Origin of the sequence: Shewanella sp. 2_MG-2023, from assembly GCF_030548905.1 — a bacterium.
Classification (GTDB): domain Bacteria; phylum Pseudomonadota; class Gammaproteobacteria; order Enterobacterales; family Shewanellaceae; genus Shewanella; species Shewanella electrodiphila.
Map to the genome: position 1 here is coordinate 183,171 of NZ_JAUOSO010000006.1, position 20,957 is coordinate 204,127.

At 41.3% G+C, this 20,957-nt stretch carries 19 protein-coding genes and 1 other RNA gene; 11 read left to right on the forward strand and 9 right to left on the reverse strand.

The features are described from left to right. Window positions 1–151: 151 nt before the first annotated feature. The 3 genes from Q4600_RS08365 to Q4600_RS08375 form a co-directional block, all read right to left on the reverse strand. Complete coding sequence (locus tag Q4600_RS08365; protein WP_303515227.1) at window positions 152–325, reverse strand: hypothetical protein; 174 nt, start codon at window positions 323–325, stop codon at window positions 152–154. A gap of 284 nt (window positions 326–609) precedes the next feature. After that, on the reverse strand, window positions 610–954 hold the full coding sequence (locus Q4600_RS08370; RefSeq protein ID WP_303515229.1) for a hypothetical protein: 345 nt from the start codon (window positions 952–954) through the stop codon (window positions 610–612). A 3-nt stretch (window positions 955–957) separates the two neighbouring features. Beyond that, window positions 958–2,025, reverse strand: coding sequence for a hypothetical protein (locus tag Q4600_RS08375; RefSeq protein ID WP_303515232.1), 1,068 nt, complete (start codon window positions 2,023–2,025; stop codon window positions 958–960). Between the two features lie 304 nt (window positions 2,026–2,329). Between Q4600_RS08375 and Q4600_RS08380 the strand changes: the two genes are divergently transcribed. The 8 genes from Q4600_RS08380 (at window position 2,330) to Q4600_RS08415 (ending at window position 9,036) form a co-directional block, all read left to right on the forward strand. Next, complete coding sequence (locus Q4600_RS08380) at window positions 2,330–2,767, forward strand: DUF6795 domain-containing protein (protein WP_303515235.1); 438 nt, start codon at window positions 2,330–2,332, stop codon at window positions 2,765–2,767. 16 nt (window positions 2,768–2,783) lie between these two features. Then, window positions 2,784–3,935: a lipase family protein gene (locus Q4600_RS08385; protein ID WP_303515238.1), complete on the forward strand. Its 1,152-nt coding sequence runs from the start codon at window positions 2,784–2,786 to the stop codon at window positions 3,933–3,935. Between the two features lie 370 nt (window positions 3,936–4,305). Further along, the gene (locus Q4600_RS08390; RefSeq protein ID WP_303515241.1) at window positions 4,306–4,680 is read left to right on the forward strand and encodes an ankyrin repeat domain-containing protein; all 375 of its coding nucleotides are present in this window, start codon (window positions 4,306–4,308) and stop codon (window positions 4,678–4,680) included. Between the two features lie 195 nt (window positions 4,681–4,875). Beyond that, window positions 4,876–5,781: a hypothetical protein gene (locus Q4600_RS08395; RefSeq protein ID WP_303515244.1), complete on the forward strand. Its 906-nt coding sequence runs from the start codon at window positions 4,876–4,878 to the stop codon at window positions 5,779–5,781. Beyond that, complete coding sequence (locus Q4600_RS08400) at window positions 5,778–6,440, forward strand: hypothetical protein (protein WP_303515247.1); 663 nt, start codon at window positions 5,778–5,780, stop codon at window positions 6,438–6,440. Before Q4600_RS08395 ends, Q4600_RS08400 begins: the two co-directional genes overlap by 4 nt. A 143-nt stretch (window positions 6,441–6,583) precedes the next feature. Then, window positions 6,584–7,090 (forward strand): DUF2726 domain-containing protein, encoded by a 507-nt coding sequence (locus Q4600_RS08405; protein WP_303515250.1) that lies wholly within the window; start codon window positions 6,584–6,586, stop codon window positions 7,088–7,090. A gap of 367 nt (window positions 7,091–7,457) precedes the next feature. Continuing rightward, window positions 7,458–8,282: a hypothetical protein gene (locus tag Q4600_RS08410; RefSeq protein WP_303515253.1), complete on the forward strand. Its 825-nt coding sequence runs from the start codon at window positions 7,458–7,460 to the stop codon at window positions 8,280–8,282. Beyond that, complete coding sequence (locus Q4600_RS08415; protein WP_303515255.1) at window positions 8,272–9,036, forward strand: hypothetical protein; 765 nt, start codon at window positions 8,272–8,274, stop codon at window positions 9,034–9,036. Before Q4600_RS08410 ends, Q4600_RS08415 begins: the two co-directional genes overlap by 11 nt. Window positions 9,037–9,479: 443 nt before the next feature. On the opposite strand, the gene gcvP is transcribed toward Q4600_RS08415, so the two are convergent. The 6 genes from gcvP to Q4600_RS08445 form a co-directional block, all read right to left on the reverse strand. Next, window positions 9,480–12,368, reverse strand: a complete 2,889-nt coding sequence (gene gcvP / locus Q4600_RS08420; protein WP_303515260.1) for an aminomethyl-transferring glycine dehydrogenase — start codon at window positions 12,366–12,368, stop codon at window positions 9,480–9,482. 175 nt (window positions 12,369–12,543) lie between these two features. Next, on the reverse strand, window positions 12,544–12,933 hold the full coding sequence (gene gcvH, locus Q4600_RS08425; RefSeq protein WP_102528280.1) for a glycine cleavage system protein GcvH: 390 nt from the start codon (window positions 12,931–12,933) through the stop codon (window positions 12,544–12,546). 263 nt (window positions 12,934–13,196) lie between these two features. Then, a complete protein-coding gene (gene gcvT, locus Q4600_RS08430; RefSeq protein WP_102528279.1) occupies window positions 13,197–14,291 on the reverse strand; it encodes a glycine cleavage system aminomethyltransferase GcvT in 1,095 nt (364 codons plus the stop codon). Window positions 14,292–14,566: 275 nt separating this feature from the next. After that, window positions 14,567–15,778, reverse strand: a complete 1,212-nt coding sequence (locus Q4600_RS08435; protein ID WP_102528278.1) for an FAD-dependent oxidoreductase — start codon at window positions 15,776–15,778, stop codon at window positions 14,567–14,569. 58 nt (window positions 15,779–15,836) lie between these two features. Then, the gene (ubiH, locus tag Q4600_RS08440; protein ID WP_303515265.1) at window positions 15,837–17,168 is read right to left on the reverse strand and encodes a 2-octaprenyl-6-methoxyphenyl hydroxylase; all 1,332 of its coding nucleotides are present in this window, start codon (window positions 17,166–17,168) and stop codon (window positions 15,837–15,839) included. 113 nt (window positions 17,169–17,281) lie between these two features. After that, complete coding sequence (locus Q4600_RS08445; RefSeq protein ID WP_229369164.1) at window positions 17,282–17,857, reverse strand: UPF0149 family protein; 576 nt, start codon at window positions 17,855–17,857, stop codon at window positions 17,282–17,284. A 688-nt stretch (window positions 17,858–18,545) separates the two neighbouring features. Here Q4600_RS08445 and Q4600_RS08450 point away from each other — a divergent pair. From Q4600_RS08450 to Q4600_RS08460, 3 genes are all read left to right on the forward strand, one after another. After that, window positions 18,546–18,854, forward strand: a complete 309-nt coding sequence (locus Q4600_RS08450) for a cell division protein ZapA (RefSeq protein ID WP_102528275.1) — start codon at window positions 18,546–18,548, stop codon at window positions 18,852–18,854. A gap of 62 nt (window positions 18,855–18,916) precedes the next feature. Then, window positions 18,917–19,099: non-coding RNA, 6S RNA (gene ssrS, locus Q4600_RS08455), on the forward strand. 376 nt (window positions 19,100–19,475) lie between these two features. Continuing rightward, window positions 19,476–20,930 (forward strand): glycerophosphodiester phosphodiesterase family protein, encoded by a 1,455-nt coding sequence (locus Q4600_RS08460; protein WP_303515271.1) that lies wholly within the window; start codon window positions 19,476–19,478, stop codon window positions 20,928–20,930. The last annotated feature ends 27 nt before the right edge of the window (window positions 20,931–20,957 follow it).

Sequence of the window (20,957 nt, forward strand, 5' to 3'; positions counted from 1 at the left end):
TCAATAATATATATGTATAACTGCGGCAAACCATCATTAAGAGTTAATATTTAAAAACCAGCATTGGCTAGTTCAAAAAGTAAATCTTCAACAAATAAGCAAACGTTCCTGACACCCAAAATACGATAAATGAAATAGAAACAACTTTTGCCTATGCTTTATTGTAAGTAAGAAAATGCCTTAGGATTGCTTCATCAGCTAACACGGAGGGGTTTGAAGGTTTACCACGAGCTAACACCGAGACAAAAGTAGAGATTCTATACCCCCATAACCCACCAAGGGCATCAATTCCTTCAGCAAGCATTTTACGCGCTATCATTTTCATTGAGGTTCTGGGGAATATTAAAGTGCTCAAAAGAGATAACACCTTAGTACTCCCCTCGTGATTAATAAGAATTCATCCATTACTCAAAACCAACCTGTAGATGAACTAATATCATATAAGTACCCTGAAAAGTCTTTCCCCAAATAGTCACCTATTTTTCCTGCCACATAGCCAGGGGGAGAGCATGAACCCTGACCCACTTATTGCTATTTTCAAAAATAATGTAAGCCTTGGTGTGTACTCAAATAGCTGTGGTTCTTCTTATTTTTTAATCATTATATAACTTATAAATCAGCCATATAGACAATATAAATAGATACAAGCATAAAAATGATAAATGAATACGATACGACTCTTGCAAGAACGCGATCATAAGTACGAGCATGACGTAATATTGCTTCATCTGCTAATACAGGTATTTTTGATTGTTTTCCTCGAGCAAGAACGGATACGAAGGTAGAAATTCTCAATCCCCAGCCTTTTTCATCCCACCAAGGAATATCGATTCCCTCATCAAGCATTTTACGCTCTATGGTTTTCATGGAAGTCCGTGTGAACAGCAAAAAGCTAAAACACCAAATAATCATGCTTCCACATGCAATTAATAATATTAAATCTTCTTCAGTCATATCTTAAAACCAGTTTACCCGTGAGCTTCGATCATATAATGCACCTGACACAAATTGAGCACTTTTATCTACTGTCTTGCCAGCCGCATAACCTGCGCCAATTCCAACTCCAATTAGGATAACCCAACCCACAGGGCCGAGTGCTAAAGCAATTCCCGCCCCTAGAGCTACTGTTTGGGTACCGACATAAAGCCCTGCTGCTGTGCCAGCGCCAAAGCCTGTAGTCTCTACCACTGCACTACGTTGCCAGTCATTACCTGCTTTATAATCGTTATAAACACTATCAGCTCGAATACCAGCATCCAACGCTATAAGCCCCTTGCCAGCAATATCAGACGCCATTTCTAAACCACGAATACTGCGTATACCTGACAGTGACGTTAACTTTAAACGTGAGATATCACGGCTGCTTCGTGCGATATCTGAGCCACGTTGTGCACTTGACCAGATATTGCCACGCTTATTTGCCTTAACCACACCGCTGAAATGTTTAACTTCTCGAGCAAATTTTTCGTTGAGGTCTAAATGAGCCGCTTTGGCAATTTGGCCTAATTTAATTAAAGTCGTTTTATTCGCTTTATTTTTAGAAGCATGATGGATATCGATTAAAGCTGTTTGATATTTGAAAATAGCTTTACCAAAACTACTTAAGCGCCCTTCTTTAGCAGCTATTGCAGTCGCACCTGCGCCTAAACCCGTTAATGAATCAACATTCCCTTCGGTCATCTTTCTTGCTGTTGTCACATAAGGTTGTATTTCTTTTTGGTAAACAGCTGCAATAGCTTGGAGCTGATCATCACCAAAAATAGCATTCATTTGTGCCACTTTTCGCTGGGAATGCGAAGGCCAGTTATACACTTCTGACAATGCACAAGCGAGATCTGGCCGAGCTTGCTGAATAGATTGAGTTGCATCAGCTGGCAAAACAAACGGAGTACCAGCAGGCAGAAAGTTGCCTAAAATATGCGGGTTGTTATTTCGAAATGCTTTTACTTGATTAATATCATCAGCATTTATAGGTAATGAAGCGCGGCTTTGTGTACTAAAACACAGATCGTATTCTTGTGGCATTAGAGTTCCTTTCTAATTGAGCTTTCCATAATTTCCAAACAGATTTTACACGAAATCCTTTACGGCACAACATATTGAACAAGACTTAAGCATTAAGCGGGGTCAAACTCTGCCCTATTATTTCTTAAATTAAGTTTAGTCTGCCCCAACACGCCAGAAATAACTACCCATGAAGCACAAAAACATACTTAAGGGTATATAACTAAAGGTTTTTTATTCTGAAAAAATCAACTTTAGCTTCAAATAGTTTACTTATTATAAACGGCGATTATAATCACTTACCTTACTTGCAAGGAGCAAAAGTATGCTAGGAATGCTTAAGAAATATACTGTCGAATTAAGCCCAGAGGTTCATGGCAAAATCTCTAATAATGGCTCCCCTATTGAAAACCTGCTTATAGAGCGCAGCCTAACCTACGCTGACGAAGAATATCTAGATAACTGCTTAACAAATGCTAATGGTGAGTTTAGCTTTGAAGCAAAATCTATCAAATCACGCTTACCAGGTAATATTCTGCATGAACCCGTTGTTAGGCAAGTGATTGAATTCACTATGCATGATCATGATAGTGAAACTTATATTTGGGCTACAAACCAACATGACATTACTTGCCCTACTATATGTAAAACACACTTAAGCAATCTTACTTCTGATATAAGTAATGAAGAAGAGGTGTTTGAATTAACCAATGTAGAAGCACCTGAATACCCTCTAATTGTAAGATCGAATTGTTCACTCTAAATTTAAGGATGAAATTATGGGAACATTATCTCCAAATATGGTGGTAGAGCTTTCTTCTATTGCCTACTCGACGCTACAAATGAAAAAACAAAAGCGATTTTCCTTTGATACTAGCAAATCCTTATCAAATCACTTTAATTTTGATTCATTTTCTAAACCCGTGATGGGAACATCTGGTGGTTTTGTTGCTAAAGCTAGAAATCAACAGACAGGCTTTGCATTAGTTGGGCAAGGCAAGAGTCAAGAATATAAAAATGATATTGTCATCGCTGTACGTGGGACAAATTTTGCGAGTTTAAATGACTTGTCTACTGACGCGCGAGCCTCTACCAGTTCAACTGAGCGTGGTGCATTAGTGCATGCAGGTTTCAACTCAGTATTTGAATCAATGAAAACTGAATTATGCGAATATATTAATTTAGTACCAGCCAATGCAACGCTTCATTGTGTTGGACACAGTTTAGGTGGCGCCATAGCAACATTAATTGCCGATTGGGCAAAGCAACGACTCGCAAATGTGAAGCTATATAGTATCGGTGCACCGAAAGTTGGCTTTGCCGATTTCGCACTTAAAAGTACAAACTCTTTAGGGCAAGAGAATATATTTCGCTGCACTAAAGGTTGCGACCCCGTCCCTATGGTGCCAGTCTGGCCTTTTGTGCATGCACCATATAATGGCTATGAATATCGAGTTGATAACTCAGGCTTTGTGAACCCTATCAAGCACAGAGTTAAATATTATATGCAAGATATGAAAAGCAATGATTGGCATTCATATCAACGGAAAGTGAGCTTTAATAGCCACAAAAGAGTGACGTTAGATGCACGCTTAAGTCATCAAGTCAGCCGTGATTTATTTTGGATGAATCGATTAAGCGAAGCGCTACTGACCTTATTACGTCAGCTAGGAAATGGCGTTGCTGCCAGAATACAAAGTGGTATCTCAAATGGTTTGAATTTTTACGATCAAATCGCCATGGTATTATCTGATGTCACTTTACACAATGCCACCTTCACAGGGCAACTAAATGGCTTACTCGCCCATATGTTGGTGTTTGCTGGTCATGCTAGCCATAAAATAAAAACATTATCTTATGACTTTATTAAGTGGGTATTTGAACAAACCATTAAAACAGTCAATCGATTAGCACGTGAAGCTCTCAACTAAGCAATGATTAAATAAGCCAATAACTGCAAGTAGGAATTGGCTTTATTGCTTTAACACTGCAAAACATCCTTAAACACCAAACCAGCAGCATTTGCCTGCCCACACAAACGATATGAATCTAACACACTATTTTTAAATCATTTTAATCACAGATTGATGCTTAAAGGCATTGCACTTTTAAGAATAAATAGCGTAATCTATAATCGGTAAAAGCAAAGCAGGTCAAGCTCTTAAATCAATAAGAGAACGCCTTTCAGGGAAGAAGAAGCCAATCATTAGCCTAGATATAGTCATTTCGTTTGACTGCACAAGCACAAATGTAACTTGCCTCTCCCACTTTAAAACTCACTCAAACCAACATGGAAGTATTATGAAAAAATTGTCCTTTATTATTGGCGCATTATTTTTGCATCTATCATTAACACCAACGGCTAATGCAGGTGATAGCAGCACATTCTCGACCCAAGATATTATTGGGTTTCACAATGCAGCATCTAGAGGAAAAGTCGATGAATTAACGGTATATATTGATCGTGGTATCGATATTAATATCGTTGAATGGAACCAGAATGACACTGCCCTAATTAAAGCAGCAAAGTTTTGCCAAGTACCGATAGCAACAATCCTACTTGATAAAGGCGCTGATAAAGCAATCAAAAATGATAGTGATAAAAATGCATTAGATTACGCACTTGAAAGTAGCTTTCATAAAGGCTGTCCAGAGCTCGCTGAATTACTAAATTAAGCTTTATTTTTAGCTCGCAGGTGTCATGACATAGTGCCACCTGCAAGCATGCCCAAACAACTTAATAGCTACAGAGATATAGATATCGGGATTGATAAATCTAAGAATAAGATAGCAAAAACAGAAGTGAGTAACCCCCCAATGACAGGGCAATTTTACTGACTTTAAAAATAAAACAATGCGAAGGAACGTAAATTGAGAATCTTTACCTTACTACAAAAGGCCTATCTATTTGAGTGGCTTTTCTCTTCAATTAAAGCGGGTATTGTCGCTTTAACCTTGTCACTTTTTTTTGGTTTATTTCATGAAAATTGGTTTTTCATGCCTGCCTTTTGGGGGTTCTGGATACCTTGCTTAGTGTTTTCGGCGATTTCAAGTTGGAAGGGAAGACAAGCTTTGCAACCTTTATCGGACGTGACAGCAACGTTTTCAGGAAATGCATCAGAAAAGCAAAAAAAACGGGCCTATGAAGTACTCAAAGATGAATTAGATGAACTTGAATCAGTTGATTTTGATGACGAAGAAGAATTAGAAACCAAGGCCTGTGCGATTGAAAACAAAGCCGAAATGAAGCGACTGCTAACGGCTTTGGTCAATGCGGGACTGATTGACTTAACATCAGAGGTGAAAGAGCAAGTGAAAGAGTACATCGAAGACTACGATCTGCTTAACGATCTTCTTTGCAAAGAACACTTTGTGCAGGAAGTATTGTCACATAAAAGTATCATTTGGCAAGGCGGTGATATTTTTGAGCCTGATGAATACTATGCTGAAATGATGGAGACGGTTGCCAGTCTTGCAACCGAGCTAGAAATTACCAATATTCATTGCAAGTTCGACGAAGATAAAAAAAGTGTGGAGCTAACATTTGACTCTAGTAAGGGAGCTCAACATTGGCTGTTTAAACAGTTTACTCGCTCAGTGTCTGAAAACTTTATTATTCATCTAGCATTAATGCTGAAAAAAGAAGCCAGCTTGGCGATGGGATTGCTCGATATTATTGAGGATGACGAAGCGGCATGGGCAATACTACTACCTAAACAATCATTGTATTCATTGTCTCAACAAGGTGTTCTCTCTGGTAAGGAGGTCGTACTATGAGTTGGTACTTCTATTTATACATTGCGCTGTTTGCGTCCTATCAAGTATATGTCATCAAAGGTAGTTGGCTTGCTGAAGAACGGGACTTTTGGTGGGGTACCTTACATGCTTTCTTACTGGTGTCAGCAGGCGTAGTGTTCGCCGATTATGCAAATTGGCTAACTTTCCCTCAACAGTGGATTGTGGCTGCGATTACATCGTCATCAATCATTTTAATTGTCGGCCTTGTCTTAGCCCAAGAGTTTCACGCTTTTTATAACCCAGATGATTTAGATGCTGCCGAAGATGAGGACAAATTACCACAACAAACAGGCCCCAAAGTTGTTACTCCAAACTCAGTTTATTCATTCAGTGAACTAGTTGGCGCAGACAATGAAGCCGACTTAGCACAGCCGCTCGATATTGACCAATATCGCCCCGTGTCTGATCCCGCTGAAATGGGAGCTTCAATTGGTAAGCTGTTTTCCTCAAGTTCAACAGACGATGAACTTGCGCAAGCACTGAATAAATTGGGCAGTGCAAATGAAGAGGACGATGACGAAGAAGCTGGTTCAGGCTTTCATTTTGTTGGCACAACGATCGTTTTCGCTTGTTTAAGCCCAGCTATTTACATTGCTTGGCTTGTGCTGGTAGATAATACTCAAGGCTTATTGAATTAACGTTCGGTTAGTGAAATAAAAAGAGCCACCATTTGGTGGTTCTTTTTCAATAAGCAAATGGTGGCAAAGTCTGATACCCCCCCAATAATCATGGGTGGCCATGCTATTACTCTGACCAAATATTTTCAATTCAAGGATGAATAATGGATTTCACCTACCTTATTTTAGCATTTGTATTTATCGTGCTTATTAGGCTATTTATCGCCTTTATTAGCCGCCCTCAGCAATTAAATTATCGCCGTAAAACCAAGCTATTCAGCCATGCAGAACGCTCATTCTTGGGTGTGCTTGATACCGCCTGTGCAGATCAATATCGTGTATTTGCCAAAGTACGAGTTGCCGATGTGCTTACCCCAGAAAAAGGCTTGAACCGAAGCAATTGGCAAACCGCATTTAATCGAATTTCAGCCAAGCACTTCGACTATATATTGTGTAAACCCGACACCATGGAGTTTGTTGCAGCCATAGAGCTAGATGATAAAAGCCATAACAGCAAACAAGCTCAAAAACGTGACGCACTCATTAATGAAGCTTGTGAAAGTGCCCAACTACCGCTCATACGATTTCCAGCCAAAGCGAGGTATTCGGTGCAAGAAGTAAAACAAGTCATAGAGCAGACTATAACGCCTGAAATCAAAGGTAGTCTTTAGCAATCTGTACCAGCAAAACATAATTAACGATACATGTTGTAACACCCTGCTTTTTAAATGATTTAATTTCAAACTTTCGGACAAAACAGTGCGCTAACCCATTGCAATTGGTTAAAAAATTGGCGTATTGTAGAACCAATAAAAAAACAAAGTAGGCTAAGCTCTTAATCCAATAAGAGAACGCCTTTCAGGGAAGAAGAAGCCAATCATTAGCTTGTAAAAACCAGTTCATTTGAACCACACAAGCACAAAATGAAAAGTTTACTCTGCCCCTACTAATGACTATTCAGAAGTATTAAAAATTTTACTTTTAGCAATTTTTAGATCGTTAAAGCTGTTATTACAGACTTAGTTATAAAGGAAAAGCATGGCAATTAATTTTGATATCATTATAGAAACACCAGAACATACTGTTGATATGAAGTCTGCACTAGAAACTCTAAAAGGTATTTCTGATACTACACGATGTATTGCTGATACAGTGTTAACTGGAAGGGTTATAAAAAAGCAATATCACACAAACAATGTTAGAACGTCTTTAAAAGAGAACTTTAAGGGCTCTTATGGACAAGTGTTTAGCATTGATATTTATGATCCTGTATTAGAAGCTAAATTCAAAAGTATTGGAAAACCCTGTTTTACCGAAGTTATTACCTACTTCATTAGTGAATCTTTGTTTTTAGAGTCTAAAGAATTAACCCCTAAAGCTCAGAAAATTATCAACAACCTTGGAGAAAAATCTGAGGAGCTTGTTGAGCACCTTAGAGCCTCTTCATTAGAAAGTATTCATGAAATATCAACTAAATTTAATCATGATATTAAATTCAGATATAGAAAAAGTCGAAACAAACAAGTAGTACTGGGAAGTTTTAATCGAACTACAGCTCGGACATTACAAGCAACTTTAGAAGACGTCGAAGAAGATATTGTTGTAAGTATTACACGGTTAAATATATACACTGGAAATGGCAGACTGCAACTAAAAGGTACCGATGAAACAATAGCTTTTGGATTTAATTTAAAGTACAAAGCCGTTAAAGTAGAAGCTAAAAAAATATTCTCTACAAATTTAAATGACAATAACGGGCTAAATGAAGATAAATGGAAATATCTAAGGTTAAGTGCCTCCCCAATGAAACTAAGAGGGGGTAAAGTTGTTAAATATATAATTAAAGGTTTTTATGAAAACTGAAGAAATCATGAAAAATGGGGATATTAAAACAAATAAATATATAATTTTTGCAATTATATCCTCATTAATTATTATTATTAGCTACATATTTAACTTTTACACTATTCTTGAATACTCTGTTTCTCACAAACCTGAAGATTGGTCTCACTTCTCCAGCTATGTGGGTGGTATTTTAAGCCCAGCATTGACATTCATATCTCTGGCATTATTAATTAAGTCACTAAATTTACAAAACCAAGCAAACGCTAGTTTAAGAGAGGAATTAGTTAATAGTAAACAAACTGAGAAAATAAGAGCTTTCGAGGCACTCTTTTTTAATATGATAGAGTCTCAAAAAAATCAATTTAATTCATTAAATATAGAGTTCCCTTCTGGATTAAAACTAAAAGGAATAGATGCAGTTTTAAAAATAGAAGATGATATTGAATTAATGAGAAAACAAGAAAAATCAAATGACTACATCAAGAAATACCTAAGTAACATAGACTCCAAAGATCAAATATTCGGGCTTACGAGATCATTTTTTGTAATAGTTAAAAACATAGAAGAAAAATTAAGTAACAAGGAAGGATTTGATAATAAAATTAGAAATTCACACTTCATGACTTTAATAAACTTCACTGATTTTTCTCAATTACGTCTATTAATGATAAGTATACAATTTTTAAATTACCATTCGACTAGTTATTTAAAGAACAGTACGGAACTGGGAATAGCAATAAAAGAAACAGGACTATCATTTGAATTATATTAATTACTGTACTCTAAGGCTACTACGTCCAAAAATGAAAGCACATATTGCTAAAAGCGACCCTAAGGTCGCTTTTTACTTTGACAAATAACTAACCCCCCAATGAGTCCGCTATCACCATAATAGCGTTACTGCCGAAAGTAAGACAAAAAAACCGCTGCTTTTCGCCACGGAGTTGACTGTTGTCAAACTCTTAACTTCGAGCCATGCAAAAAGTCGCATCTAATGCTGTATTACTGATACTAAGTAGCCAACAAAAAAGCGAACCAATCGGTTCGCTTTTTCTTTTTACCAATAACCAAACTTAAATGAAGCCAGCTACCACCATAATTGCGTCGCTGGCAATGCTAGTACAAGGCGAACCGAAGGCTCTAGCGCGGAGTTGACTGTTGTCAATGAGCACTGGAGCCGAGGTTCAACGCCGTAATAGCGAGCCCAAGCAGCAATTATTCGTAGTCAGAGATAGGGACGCAAGAACACATTAAATTGCGGTCTCCATAAACATCATCAATACGATTCACTGTTGGCCAGAACTTATTAGCCTTAACCGCTGCTGATGGGAACACGGCTTCTTCACGGCTGTATGGACGTGTATCAAACGCTGGGTCCATAATATCGGCCATTGTGTGCGGTGCGTTATGCAGTGGGTTGTTGTCGCTTGGCCACTCGCCTGATTCTACTTTGGCGATCTCTTTGCGAATTGAGATCATCGCTTCTGCGAAACGGTCTAGCTCAACTTTTGACTCTGACTCTGTTGGCTCAATCATTAAGGTGCCCGCTACTGGGAAGCTCATGGTTGGCGAATGGAATCCATAATCGTTTAGACGCTTAGCAATGTCCATTTCGGTAATGCCTGAAGACTCTTTAAGCGGACGTAAGTCGATAATACATTCGTGCGCTACACGGTCGTTACGGCCAGTGAATAATACTGGGTAGTGACCTGACAGTTTCTTCATTACGTAGTTAGCGTTTAGCAGTGCCATTTGAGTAGACTGTTTCACGCCTTCGGTGCCTAGCAGTTTAATGTACATCCAGCTGATAGGTAGGATGCTTGCACTGCCGTATGGCGCGGCTGATACTGCGCCATTGTTGTCGCTTTCGCGGCCTGGTTTTACGATTTGGTGACCTGCTACAAACGGCGCTAAATGCTTTTTAATGCCGATTGGGCCCATACCTGGTCCGCCGCCGCCATGTGGAATAGCAAAGGTTTTATGTAGGTTAAGGTGCGATACGTCTGCGCCAATAAAGCCCGGTGACGTTAAGCCAACCTGTGCGTTCATGTTTGCGCCATCAAGGTAAACTTGGCCGCCATACTCATGGACGATTTCACAAATCTCAGCGATTGATTCTTCATACACACCGTGAGTCGATGGGTAGGTGATCATGATGCACGATAGGCTGTCTGCAAGCTCAGCGGCTTTTGCACGTAAGTCTTCTACGTCGACGTTGCCTTCTTTATCACATGCAGTCACGACCACTTTCATGCCTGCAAGCTGCGCCGATGCTGGGTTAGTACCGTGAGCAGATTGTGGGATTAAGCAGATGTCTCTGTGCCCTTCGCCGCGTGACTCGTGGTATTTCTTAATCGCTAGCAGCCCAGCGTATTCGCCTTGTGCGCCTGAGTTAGGTTGGATACAAACGGCATCGTAACCTGTGATGTTGACTAGGAAGTCAGATAACTCATTGATTAGCTGAGTGTAACCTTGCGCTTGGTCTAGCGGGCAGAATGGGTGCATGTTGGCAAATTCTGGCCAGCTTACCGGTAGCATTTCAACGGCTGCGTTAAGCTTCATGGTACATGAGCCTAATGAAATCATTGAATGGTTTAGGGCTAAATCTTTGTTTTCTAGACGCTTGATGTAACGCATCATTTCAGTTTCGCTTTGGTAGCGATTGAATGTTGGGTGAGTCAAGATGGCATCTTTACGCTCAAGCTCTGCTGGGATTGAGCTAAAGCCGTTACCTACGATGTCGCCATCGATAGCCGTAACATCAAGGCCATGACCTTCACCGATAATCACAGTCAATAACTGGTCGATATCTTCGCGTGTGGTGGTTTCATCTAAGCTGATACCCAAAATGCCGTCAGCATCGATACGTAAGTTTAATTCTGCATCGACAGCGCGAGCTGTAACTGCTGCTACGTCTAAGCCTTTAACACTAATGGTGTCGAACCAAGTGTTGTTAACTAACTCAACGCCTTTGGCTTTAAGGCCAGTCGCTAGAATGTCAGTTAAACGGTTAATGCGGCTAGCAATGGTTTTAAGCCCTTGTGGGCCATGGAACACGGCGTAGAACGACGCCATATTCGCTAATAAGATTTGTGCAGTACAAATGTTTGAGTTGGCTTTTTCACGGCGAATGTGTTGCTCGCGTGTTTGCATTGCCATACGCAGTGCGTCATTACCGCGTGTATCTTTTGATACACCAATAATACGACCAGGCATTGAACGCTTGTGTGCATCACGTGCAACGAAAAATGCAGCGTGTGGTCCACCATAACCCATTGGTACGCCAAAACGCTGTGCACTACCAAATACGATATCTGCGCCCATTGAACCCGGTGACTTAAGCAGTACCAGTGACATGATGTCAGCAGCAACAGTCACAATCGCTTTCTTTTCAGCAAGCTTAGCGAACAGTTCAGTGTTGTCGGTGATTTCACCAAAACGGTTGGTGTACTGGAATAATGCGCCAAATAGCTCGTAGTTTGCGGCTTCTGCTGCTGGGCCAACAATCACTTCAAAACCAAAACATTCTGCGCGGGTTTGCACTACATCTAATGTTTGTGGGAACACGTCGTCTGCCACAAAGAAGATGTTGGCTTTTTTGGCTTTAGACACACGTTTTGCCATTGCCATTGCTTCAGCAGCGGCGGTCGCTTCATCAAGTAGTGATGCTGATGCAAGGTCAAGACCGGTTAAGTCCATCGACACTTGTTGGAAGTTAAGAATGGCTTCTAAACGACCTTGAGCAATTTCTGGCTGGTACGGGGTGTACGCTGTGTACCAACCCGGATTTTCAAACACGTTACGTAAAATGACGTTTGGTACTTCAGTACCGTAGTAGCCCATGCCGATGTAGCTTTTGAATACTTTGTTTTTATCAGCAATGGTGCGGATGTAGGCTGTGCCTTCCGCTTCGCCACATGAATCACCAATGGTCAACTCTTGCGGTAAACGAATTGAACCCGGCACAGTTTGTGCGGTTAAGTCTTCAAGCGATTCTGCGCCAACATAGTTCAACATTTCTTGCTGTTGAGCTTGGTTAGGGCCGATGTGTCGGCTTAAAAATAATTCGTGTTGCTCTAATTGAGTTAGGGTTTGCTTTGTCATGAGAAGTCGTGTTCCAAATCTGCCAGAATCAAGCTGTAGGGCATTAAACTGGTCTAGGGAAAAATGTTGTTGTGCAATACTTTAATAGCAAGCGTAAGGATCGCTTATGCCATTAATAAATTTTTAAAGGCAAAACAAAAGAAGCTCCCAAGGGAGCTTCTATTAGCGTCGACGTTTATTCTTCGTCAATCACTTCTTGGTAACCGTCAGCATCTAACAGGTTAGCCACTTCAGCTTCGTCAGATGGCTTAACGCGGAAGAACCAACCTTCGCCAAATGCTTCACTGTTTACTAATTCTGGTGAATCTTCTAATGCTTCGTTTACTGCCACTACGTCACCTGAAATCGGTGCGTAGATGTCTGACGCTGCTTTAACTGATTCAGCTACTGCGCAATCTTCGCCAGCTGTTACTGTGTCGCCAACTTCTGGTAATTCTACGAATACCATGTCACCTAATAGCTCTTGTGCATGCTCAGTGATACCCACAGTGTAAGTGCCGTCTTCTTCTTTACGGATCCACTCATGAGATGAAGCATATTTAAGTTCAGCTGGAATGTTGCTCATTATCGTAATTCCTATATCTATAAATTTAAAGCGCAATTATTAGTATAATTTGGGTTAATGGGATAAGTACTTAATCATCAATTCGTTGATTATTGATTGATATTATCTAAATAAGTGCTTATACCAAAATATGTTAGTCGCAAAACGTGCTGTGAAATCGATTAAATTTGAGCAGCCTGTATGGAGTTGATAGCTTATGTGTCAGTATCAATGAGTACAGGCGACAAAAAAATTAACCGATTTAGCGCAATTCGCTGCTAACATCAGAATGCTTGTTTACCGTTACGTACGAAACTTGGTGCAATGACTTTAACAGCTACGCGCTTTTTACGCATTTCGACTTCAGCCGTATCACTAATACCTTTAGGTACACGCGCCATGGCAATAGAATAGCCTAAAGTTGGCGAGAAAGTCCCGCTGGTGATCGAACCTTCATGTTCAACGCCATCTGCGTCAGTGAAGAACACTGGCATGCCGTGACGTAATACACCTTTTTGTTCCATGATAAGGCCAACTAATTTGTCTGGCCCTGCTGCTTTAATTTCTGTTAGTGCTGCGCGGCCAATGAAGTCACGATCTTCTGGCTCCCATGCGATAGTCCAGCCCATGTTTGCTGCTAACGGGTTAATGGTTTCATCCATGTCTAAACCGTATAGGTTCATGCCCGCTTCTAAACGTAGGGTGTCACGTGCGCCTAGGCCACATGGTTTTACGCCAGCTTCAAGCAGTGCTTGCCATAATGCAGCGGCTTCAGCTTCTGGGACGATGATTTCGTAACCCGCTTCGCCGGTGTAACCTGTGGTCGCAATAAATAATGATTCTGACTGCACACCAAAGAACATTTTCATGCCTTCAACGGCGGCGTTTTGCTCAGCGCTGAATACTGTAGCCGCTTTAGCTTTCGCGTTAGGACCTTGCACAGCAATCATTGCAAGCTCAGGGCGCTCAGTAATGGTCACATCAAAACTTGCTGACTGTTTTTCCATCCAGGCTAAATCTTTAACGCGAGTGGCTGAGTTAACCACCACACGGTAATGGGTATCAGTAAGGTAATAAGTAATGAGGTCGTCGATAACGCCAGCGTTGTCGTCTAGCATGCCGCTGTAAAGCGCTTTGCCAGCGACTTTTAGCTTAGCAATATCGTTTGCTAATAATTTGCGTAGGAATGCACAAGCATCGGTACCTGTCACATCAACCACTGTCATGTGTGATACATCGAACATGCCTGCGTCTTGGCGCACTGCGTTATGTTCTTCGATTTGTGAACCATAGTTAAGTGGCATATCCCAACCGTGGAAATCTACCATCTTGCCGTTTGATTCTAAGTGCTTGTTAAAGAGTACAGTTTTATTAGCCATTATTATCTCTTTTTTATGAGCCTTCTGAGGGTACAACAGGTGAAGGCGATTTATATACCGTGAACATTGGAAATATCGTCTTTCCGATATTCACGGCTATGAATGGGGCAAAATTATACCCATAGGGTGAACTTTGTATAGTAGGAAATTTTCTAATCCGAGATTTTAACATTAGTTTAACTAATGCGAAGGGTGTAGTTTTTTTACAAGAATTTCATCTACTTCGGCCGATCCCCTGATATATAAGAGGTTTTAGGCCGAAGTGATGTCAAATTTTACTCACGGCAAAGTTTAGGAAGTTTCAGTTTATTGCCTATAGCCTGTTTGATGAACACTGTTTTTAGTCCAGCGACATTATCAATCAGGTTTAAACCCAAATCACGTAAGGCTTTTTTAACTGGATTGCTGCCTGCGAATAGTCGTTTGAAACCTTCCATTGCACTGATCATCTCTATCGCTTCAGCTTTTCGCCAGCGCTCTAGTGCACGAAGGTTGGCGTAATCACCGAGATCTTTACCCGCGTCATGTAACTCGCTAACGGTTTCGATAATACTGGCCGCATCTAAAAAGCCTAAGTTAACCCCTTGGCCTGCTAACGGATGAATGGTGTGGGCGGCGTCGCCTGCCAATAACAAACGATGACGAGCAAAGTGGCGTGCATAACGCATACGCAGTGGGTGTGATTGACGCTCGCTAACCAGTTCACATACGCCTAAGCGACCATCAGATGCTGCGGTTAAGGCTTTAGAAAATTCTTCAGGCGATAACGCTAATAGCCTTTCGGCTTCTTGCGGCGATACTGACCATACGATAGAACAAAGATTGTCTTCGTATAGTGGCAGTAATGCTAATGGGCCGTCGGCTAAAAACACCTGACGAGCGGTATCTTCATGGGGCTGACTCGTGCGAATAGTGGCTACAATGGCGTGGTGACCGTAATCCCAAAAGGTCAGTGGAATTTGGCACTGGGTTCGCACCCAAGAGTTAGCGCCATCAGCTGCAACCACTAACGCAGCACTTAAGTTTTCGCCGTTATCTAAGGTTAACCACGACTCACGTTCACCAAATGCGATGCGTTCAAGTCGCTGGCCTTCAAGATGGGTAATGTTAGTTAATTCGCTGGTGCGCTTGGCTAAGGCGTAACTGATGGATTGGTTTTCGATAATCGCCCCAAGGGATGGCTCACTGATGCTGGCGGCATCAAAGGCAATTTTGCCTAATCCGTCTTTGTCCCATACGGCCATTTTTTGATAAGGCGCAGTGCGAGCTTGGTCAATGTATTGCCAAGCACCTAAGTTTGTTAGTAATCGCTCACTGGCTTTGTTAATCGCACTCACACGTAAACGTGGCTCACCTGACACAGCCTCTGTTTGGCCCGCATCAATCACCACCACGTTTAAGTTTGCCTCGGCTAAACCGATTGCCGTTGCCAAGCCAACCATTCCACCGCCAACTATGGCTACATCATAGGTCTGAGTTTGAAACATGTTAATCCTTAATCTTCAATCGGTTTACTGAGATGCTTTATAACTGCACTTGCAATCTTTAGGCACTTTTCCAACCCATTGCTTTATGGGCAATAGGCGCTTTGAGCGGCGGACACCATGACAACAATCTTAGCCCTAGACTGCGCCCAACCACTAATGGCCAGTACTGATTTGAGAAGCCGCGCACTAAAAACTCTACATTGTTGATGGTATTGCTACGATCAGCTTCACGTAGTGACAGATAATCATGTATTACAGTGTGTTGGCCAATATCTAATGCTTGTTGCTGTTGCAGGCTGCATTTGATGACTGTTTCTATGGCATCAATTAAGCCGACCACATCACGTAAACCTAAGTTAAACCCTTGGCCTGCAATCGGGTGCAAGGTTTGCGCAGCATTACCAATAAATACGGTGCGATGGTATATCGGCCTCGGCATATACGACAATGTCAGTGGATAACTGACACGCTCGCCTACATCGGTAAAGCGCCCTGCTCGGTTGCCAAACGCGCGTTGTAAGGCTGCTAAAAACTCAGCTTTAGGCGCGGTTTTAAGTGCTTGTGCTTGCTCACTATCAAGCGCCCACACCAATGACAAACGTGGCTGATGGCTTTTACCTTGTACAGATTCAGATGACATTGGCAGTAACGCTAAAGGCCCGGTGTCGGTAAATCGCTCATAAGCCCAACCTTGATGTGGCTTATCAGTTTGCACATTGGCAACGAGTGCGACTTGGTCAAACTCGACTTTTTCAATGTCTTGTTTTAGTGCTTGGCGAACTTTGGAGTGTGCGCCGTCAGCCGCTACAAGCAACTGAGTACGAATTTGCTGACCATTACTGAGGGTTAAGCTGTGACCTGTTGCGTCAGTTTCAAGGGTGTCTAAGGTCGCTGGGCAATAAAGCTTAATATCATGTTGCTTTAACTCATCAAACAAGACCTTACCGACTTTAGCCAGCTCAACGACTTGGCCCATGGACGAGAGATTAAACTGCTCAGCGTTGAGTTCTGTCATGCCGAAATGACCACGATCGGATATGTGGATGTTTTCAATCTCGGTGCCAAGACTTGCAAGTTTTGGCCAAATACCTAAACGAGTTAATTCAAATACTGAGCCATGAGCGATGGCAATAGAGCGCGCGTCAAACCCTGGGTGATTGGCATCTGGTGCTACGGCTTCAATAATGGCAATTGATAACGGTCGGTTAAGTTTGGCTTGATATTTTTCAGAAAGCTGGGCTAAACCCAATGCGAGACTGGCCCCTGCCATCGCACCACCAACAATGGTGATATCCACTTTTTCTGCATCGTTATTAGCAATAGGCTTATTTGTCGTTGTGTTACTCGAAATAGGCTTAGTAGACGTTGAAAGTGTTTCTGGCTGGGTCATAAAAGCGTGTTCTTTTTATTAATTAGATTGACGCTTGCGCACAAGACTTATTATCTGTGCGCGTGTTTTAGCTGACTAATGTACTGTTTTAGTATTTAGTGAAGCTTAAATTATTAATGCAGTGGCGCTGCTGGCTCGCTGTCATCTAATGGGATTTCTGGGCCGAACTCTGAATAACACAATACAGCGGCCATTCTGACAAACTCATGCAGTTCGATAAACGCAGCTTCTGATTCATCGTCATCGCTTACGTCAAATTCAACTTGTGCAATCGCACCTAAGTCTTGAATGATTTCACGTACATCTGATGATGCGCCATTCAGTTTAGGCTGAATTAACGCAATGGCAGTAAGGTAGCTTTGTACCCATAAAGCTAAACATTCTAGACGAGTGCTTAGTGGCTCTTCTTCTTCAGGTAGTAACGGATTAAACCCATATTCAGCATCGCCCAAACGGGTGGCTGTGTCTTGAAACAGTTCCGTGATTAATTGCTGTAACTCGCTGGTTAATGGCTGACCATCGTTCATTAATTCAAGTAATGGTTTTAGCCAAACGGTATTAGCTTGTTCTACCCCACCACAAATTAACCCGACTAAGGCGCCATGCACCTCGACTGGATGCTGACCAATTTCAGCTGAATCGAGTGCTTTTTTCAGTTTTTCAATACATAAAGAAGGAGGGGTTGCCATGGTAATGTTCCATTAAATATTCAATCTGCTGCAATGCTAGCAGAGTTAATAACTGCCACCAAACTCTGCACAAGAATTTGCTGAGTAATTTAGCCACCGGTGACGTGTTTTTATACAAACTTTGATGTGAATCTCTTTAGTATAAAGCACCTTGGGATGATTAGCTTAGATAACAGGCTAATTGCTTGTTAATCATTAGGTTCTGTTTTCAGTTTTTTAATGGTGCTGAATTAACTAAATCAAAAGCTAATATAAACCTTGCCACATATAACTCGATAAACTAAGCGAATGGTGTCAAAACTAGTATGCTTAATCAGGTCGAAATAAACATATTCGGTATCTAGTTGCGGTATCTGTTGATTCAGTTTGAATAGCGATAAATTGCTAGCAATTAACCTCTGTTGTCACTAGGAGGTTACATATGTGGCCTAAGCTGCTCATACATCAAGCAAATAGGTGTTTAGGACGCGAGTTACCTTGCACTTTTAATATATGCGCTATATAGTCCGCAAATAGGCTAGTTCCATTCTCTTGATTGAGTGTTAGATAATAAGCACTTAGTGTTATGCGATAAGCTTTACAGCTTAATCTTAAAGAGAAATGGCTTTAATGCTAAAGCGTTACAGTCAAGGGGTTAGATAAACTGCTACAATTTTTATTTTAGACGAATAAGGATCCTCAGCGACATATGAGTAATAGTGCTATAGATATCTCCCTTTTAGGGCGCACCTACTCTATCGCTTGTCCAAAAGGACAAGAGGATGCATTGCGTTCGATCGCTAAAGGTGTTGAGCAACAGCTGACTAACCTGAAAGCACGTACCAACAATTTAAGCCGCGAAGAATTAGCCATTATGGCCGCGCTGAATATTGGTTACGAGTTACATGAAGAACAGCAAAAGAATAAGCAGTACATGGCGCAAATGGATGAGCGTATTTCGTTATTACAGTCGACGTTAGAAAACTCGCTGATTGAACGAACTAGCAAGGACGACTAAACAGTTTTTAGACTTGTGTTAGACCAATTTTAAGTTGAGTTTGACATGATTCACACCGGTTTTGCTCCCTGGGATATGCGCTTGTAGGTTATGTCCCTGTGCCGATATTTACAAACCCAGGGTGAATGCTTTCATTGACATTGCGTATGCTCGGCTTGTACCGAGAAACCTTAGGAGATGAACATTTTCCCGCCTTGAACCTACGGTTCAAGGGCTACACCGACGGTCGGTATTCTGGGGAGCATCCTAATTAAACAAACCACCTTATTGGGTGGTTTTTTTATGCCTGAATCTTCAGCAGTTGACTCTGAAATTTAGCCATATAATTTTACGATTCAGCGTCCGTTTTCAGTACTTAACTCAGTACTTAACTCAATACTTATGAGTACAGTGTCGACAACTTAACAATGAAGTCCCGCCACGATGCCCTCCCCTTAAGCAACTCAGTTAACTATCCAATACTTTGTCAAAAACTGTATCAAAACTTGTGTAATCAGGCTGCAAAATTGTTACGTATCGCAAACTGACAAAGATACACACGTTAAAACTATGGTTGATATTGTTTCAGGGAAAACAATCATGTATAAAGCCTACAATATTAATAACTTGTAAATATGGATTATGACAGGTCGTACCCGACATTTTACCTTTTTCAACCTCATAGTTATCACTGGTCTCGTTATCTTATCTGGCTGTAAATCAACTCCAGAACCCGTTGAACCAGCTTATGTTGTCCCCGCTGCACTTGCTCACTTACCTCTTGATGCAGCTAGTCAGGGCCTAGATATTATTGATACCCAAATGGCGCTTGGCGATCGTAATTTATACCTCACCAATCATGGCCATATTAAGATGCTATCAACAGCACAATGTCCTATTGATATCTCAGCCCATCGTGGTGACTTTCGACAGCCGGAAAGTAGCTATAACGCCATTGCTGCAGCATTAAATGACAACTTCAATAGTGTTGAAATTGACGTCATGCTACTTAAAGATGGCACTTGGGTTAATCACCATGACAGTCAAACTGGTCGTGCAACCGTGCACTACACTGGCGAGCGCTACAAGCTTGAGCGTATGTCTCGCAAAGATTTTTCTGAACTGAAACTGCGTGATAAAGACACGAATGCTTTACTTAATGAGCGCCCAATTACGGCCGCTGAAGCATTTAAGATATTTGCCGCTTATCGCCTGCCTTCGCAAAAACTCAATGTAGAAATAAAGTCCGATGCCAATGGCCAAGAGCTTGTCGATTTAGACAATATGCTGCGTAAATATATCGGCCTCAGTGGTTATTATTTTTCGGCAGCAGATCAAGACACTTTATACAAACTTCGTGGGATTAACCCTTATGTGTATCTTGGTTTTTTACAAGGAGGACACCCAACGAGTATAGAAAAGCTACGCAGTGATTTACGTAAAGGGGTTAAAAATGATGCCTATTACCTTGATAACCAAGATGACATCGAGCTAGCTGGACGTTACGGCACTAAGCGCTATCGTTCACGTTACAAAGACTACACCAGCAGCGAAGCCCTAAGAAAACTGCAAAATAAGCTCGGTAGCAATTCTGGTATTCATCTGGATATTCGCAGCTATATGCAGCATTTAGCAGTAAAAAGTCGAGCTCATAGCTTAGGAATGAAAGTCTATACTTATTCACTCAATGGCACCGACTATCATCAAACACAGCTGCTTAAACTCAACAAGAATAAGCTGCCTGACGGTGTGATTGTGGATGCGACACCTTATAAAATTTGCCAACGTTTATTTACCGCCTCAGTGCCTGCAAAGCGCTACCAACCGCTCAGTAACCTTGGTCGTTATATCGCATCATTGCCTCAAGATGCAGACTTTGATCGTTTTCAGGAAATGTTGGGCTATCAGACTGAAGGCTATTACCTTTCCCTCAATGACGGGCTTAAATCCATCACTGGCACCAAAAAGGCACAGGTGAAAAATACCACGCCAACCCCCTTGCTTGAGCATGGATTTCCGACCATTACTGACGAGAAAATTGAGCATAAAACCGGTGAAACCATTTTACTCACTTTGCCTGATAGCAAAGCAAAATAGCGCACACAAAGACAATAATAAAAACAA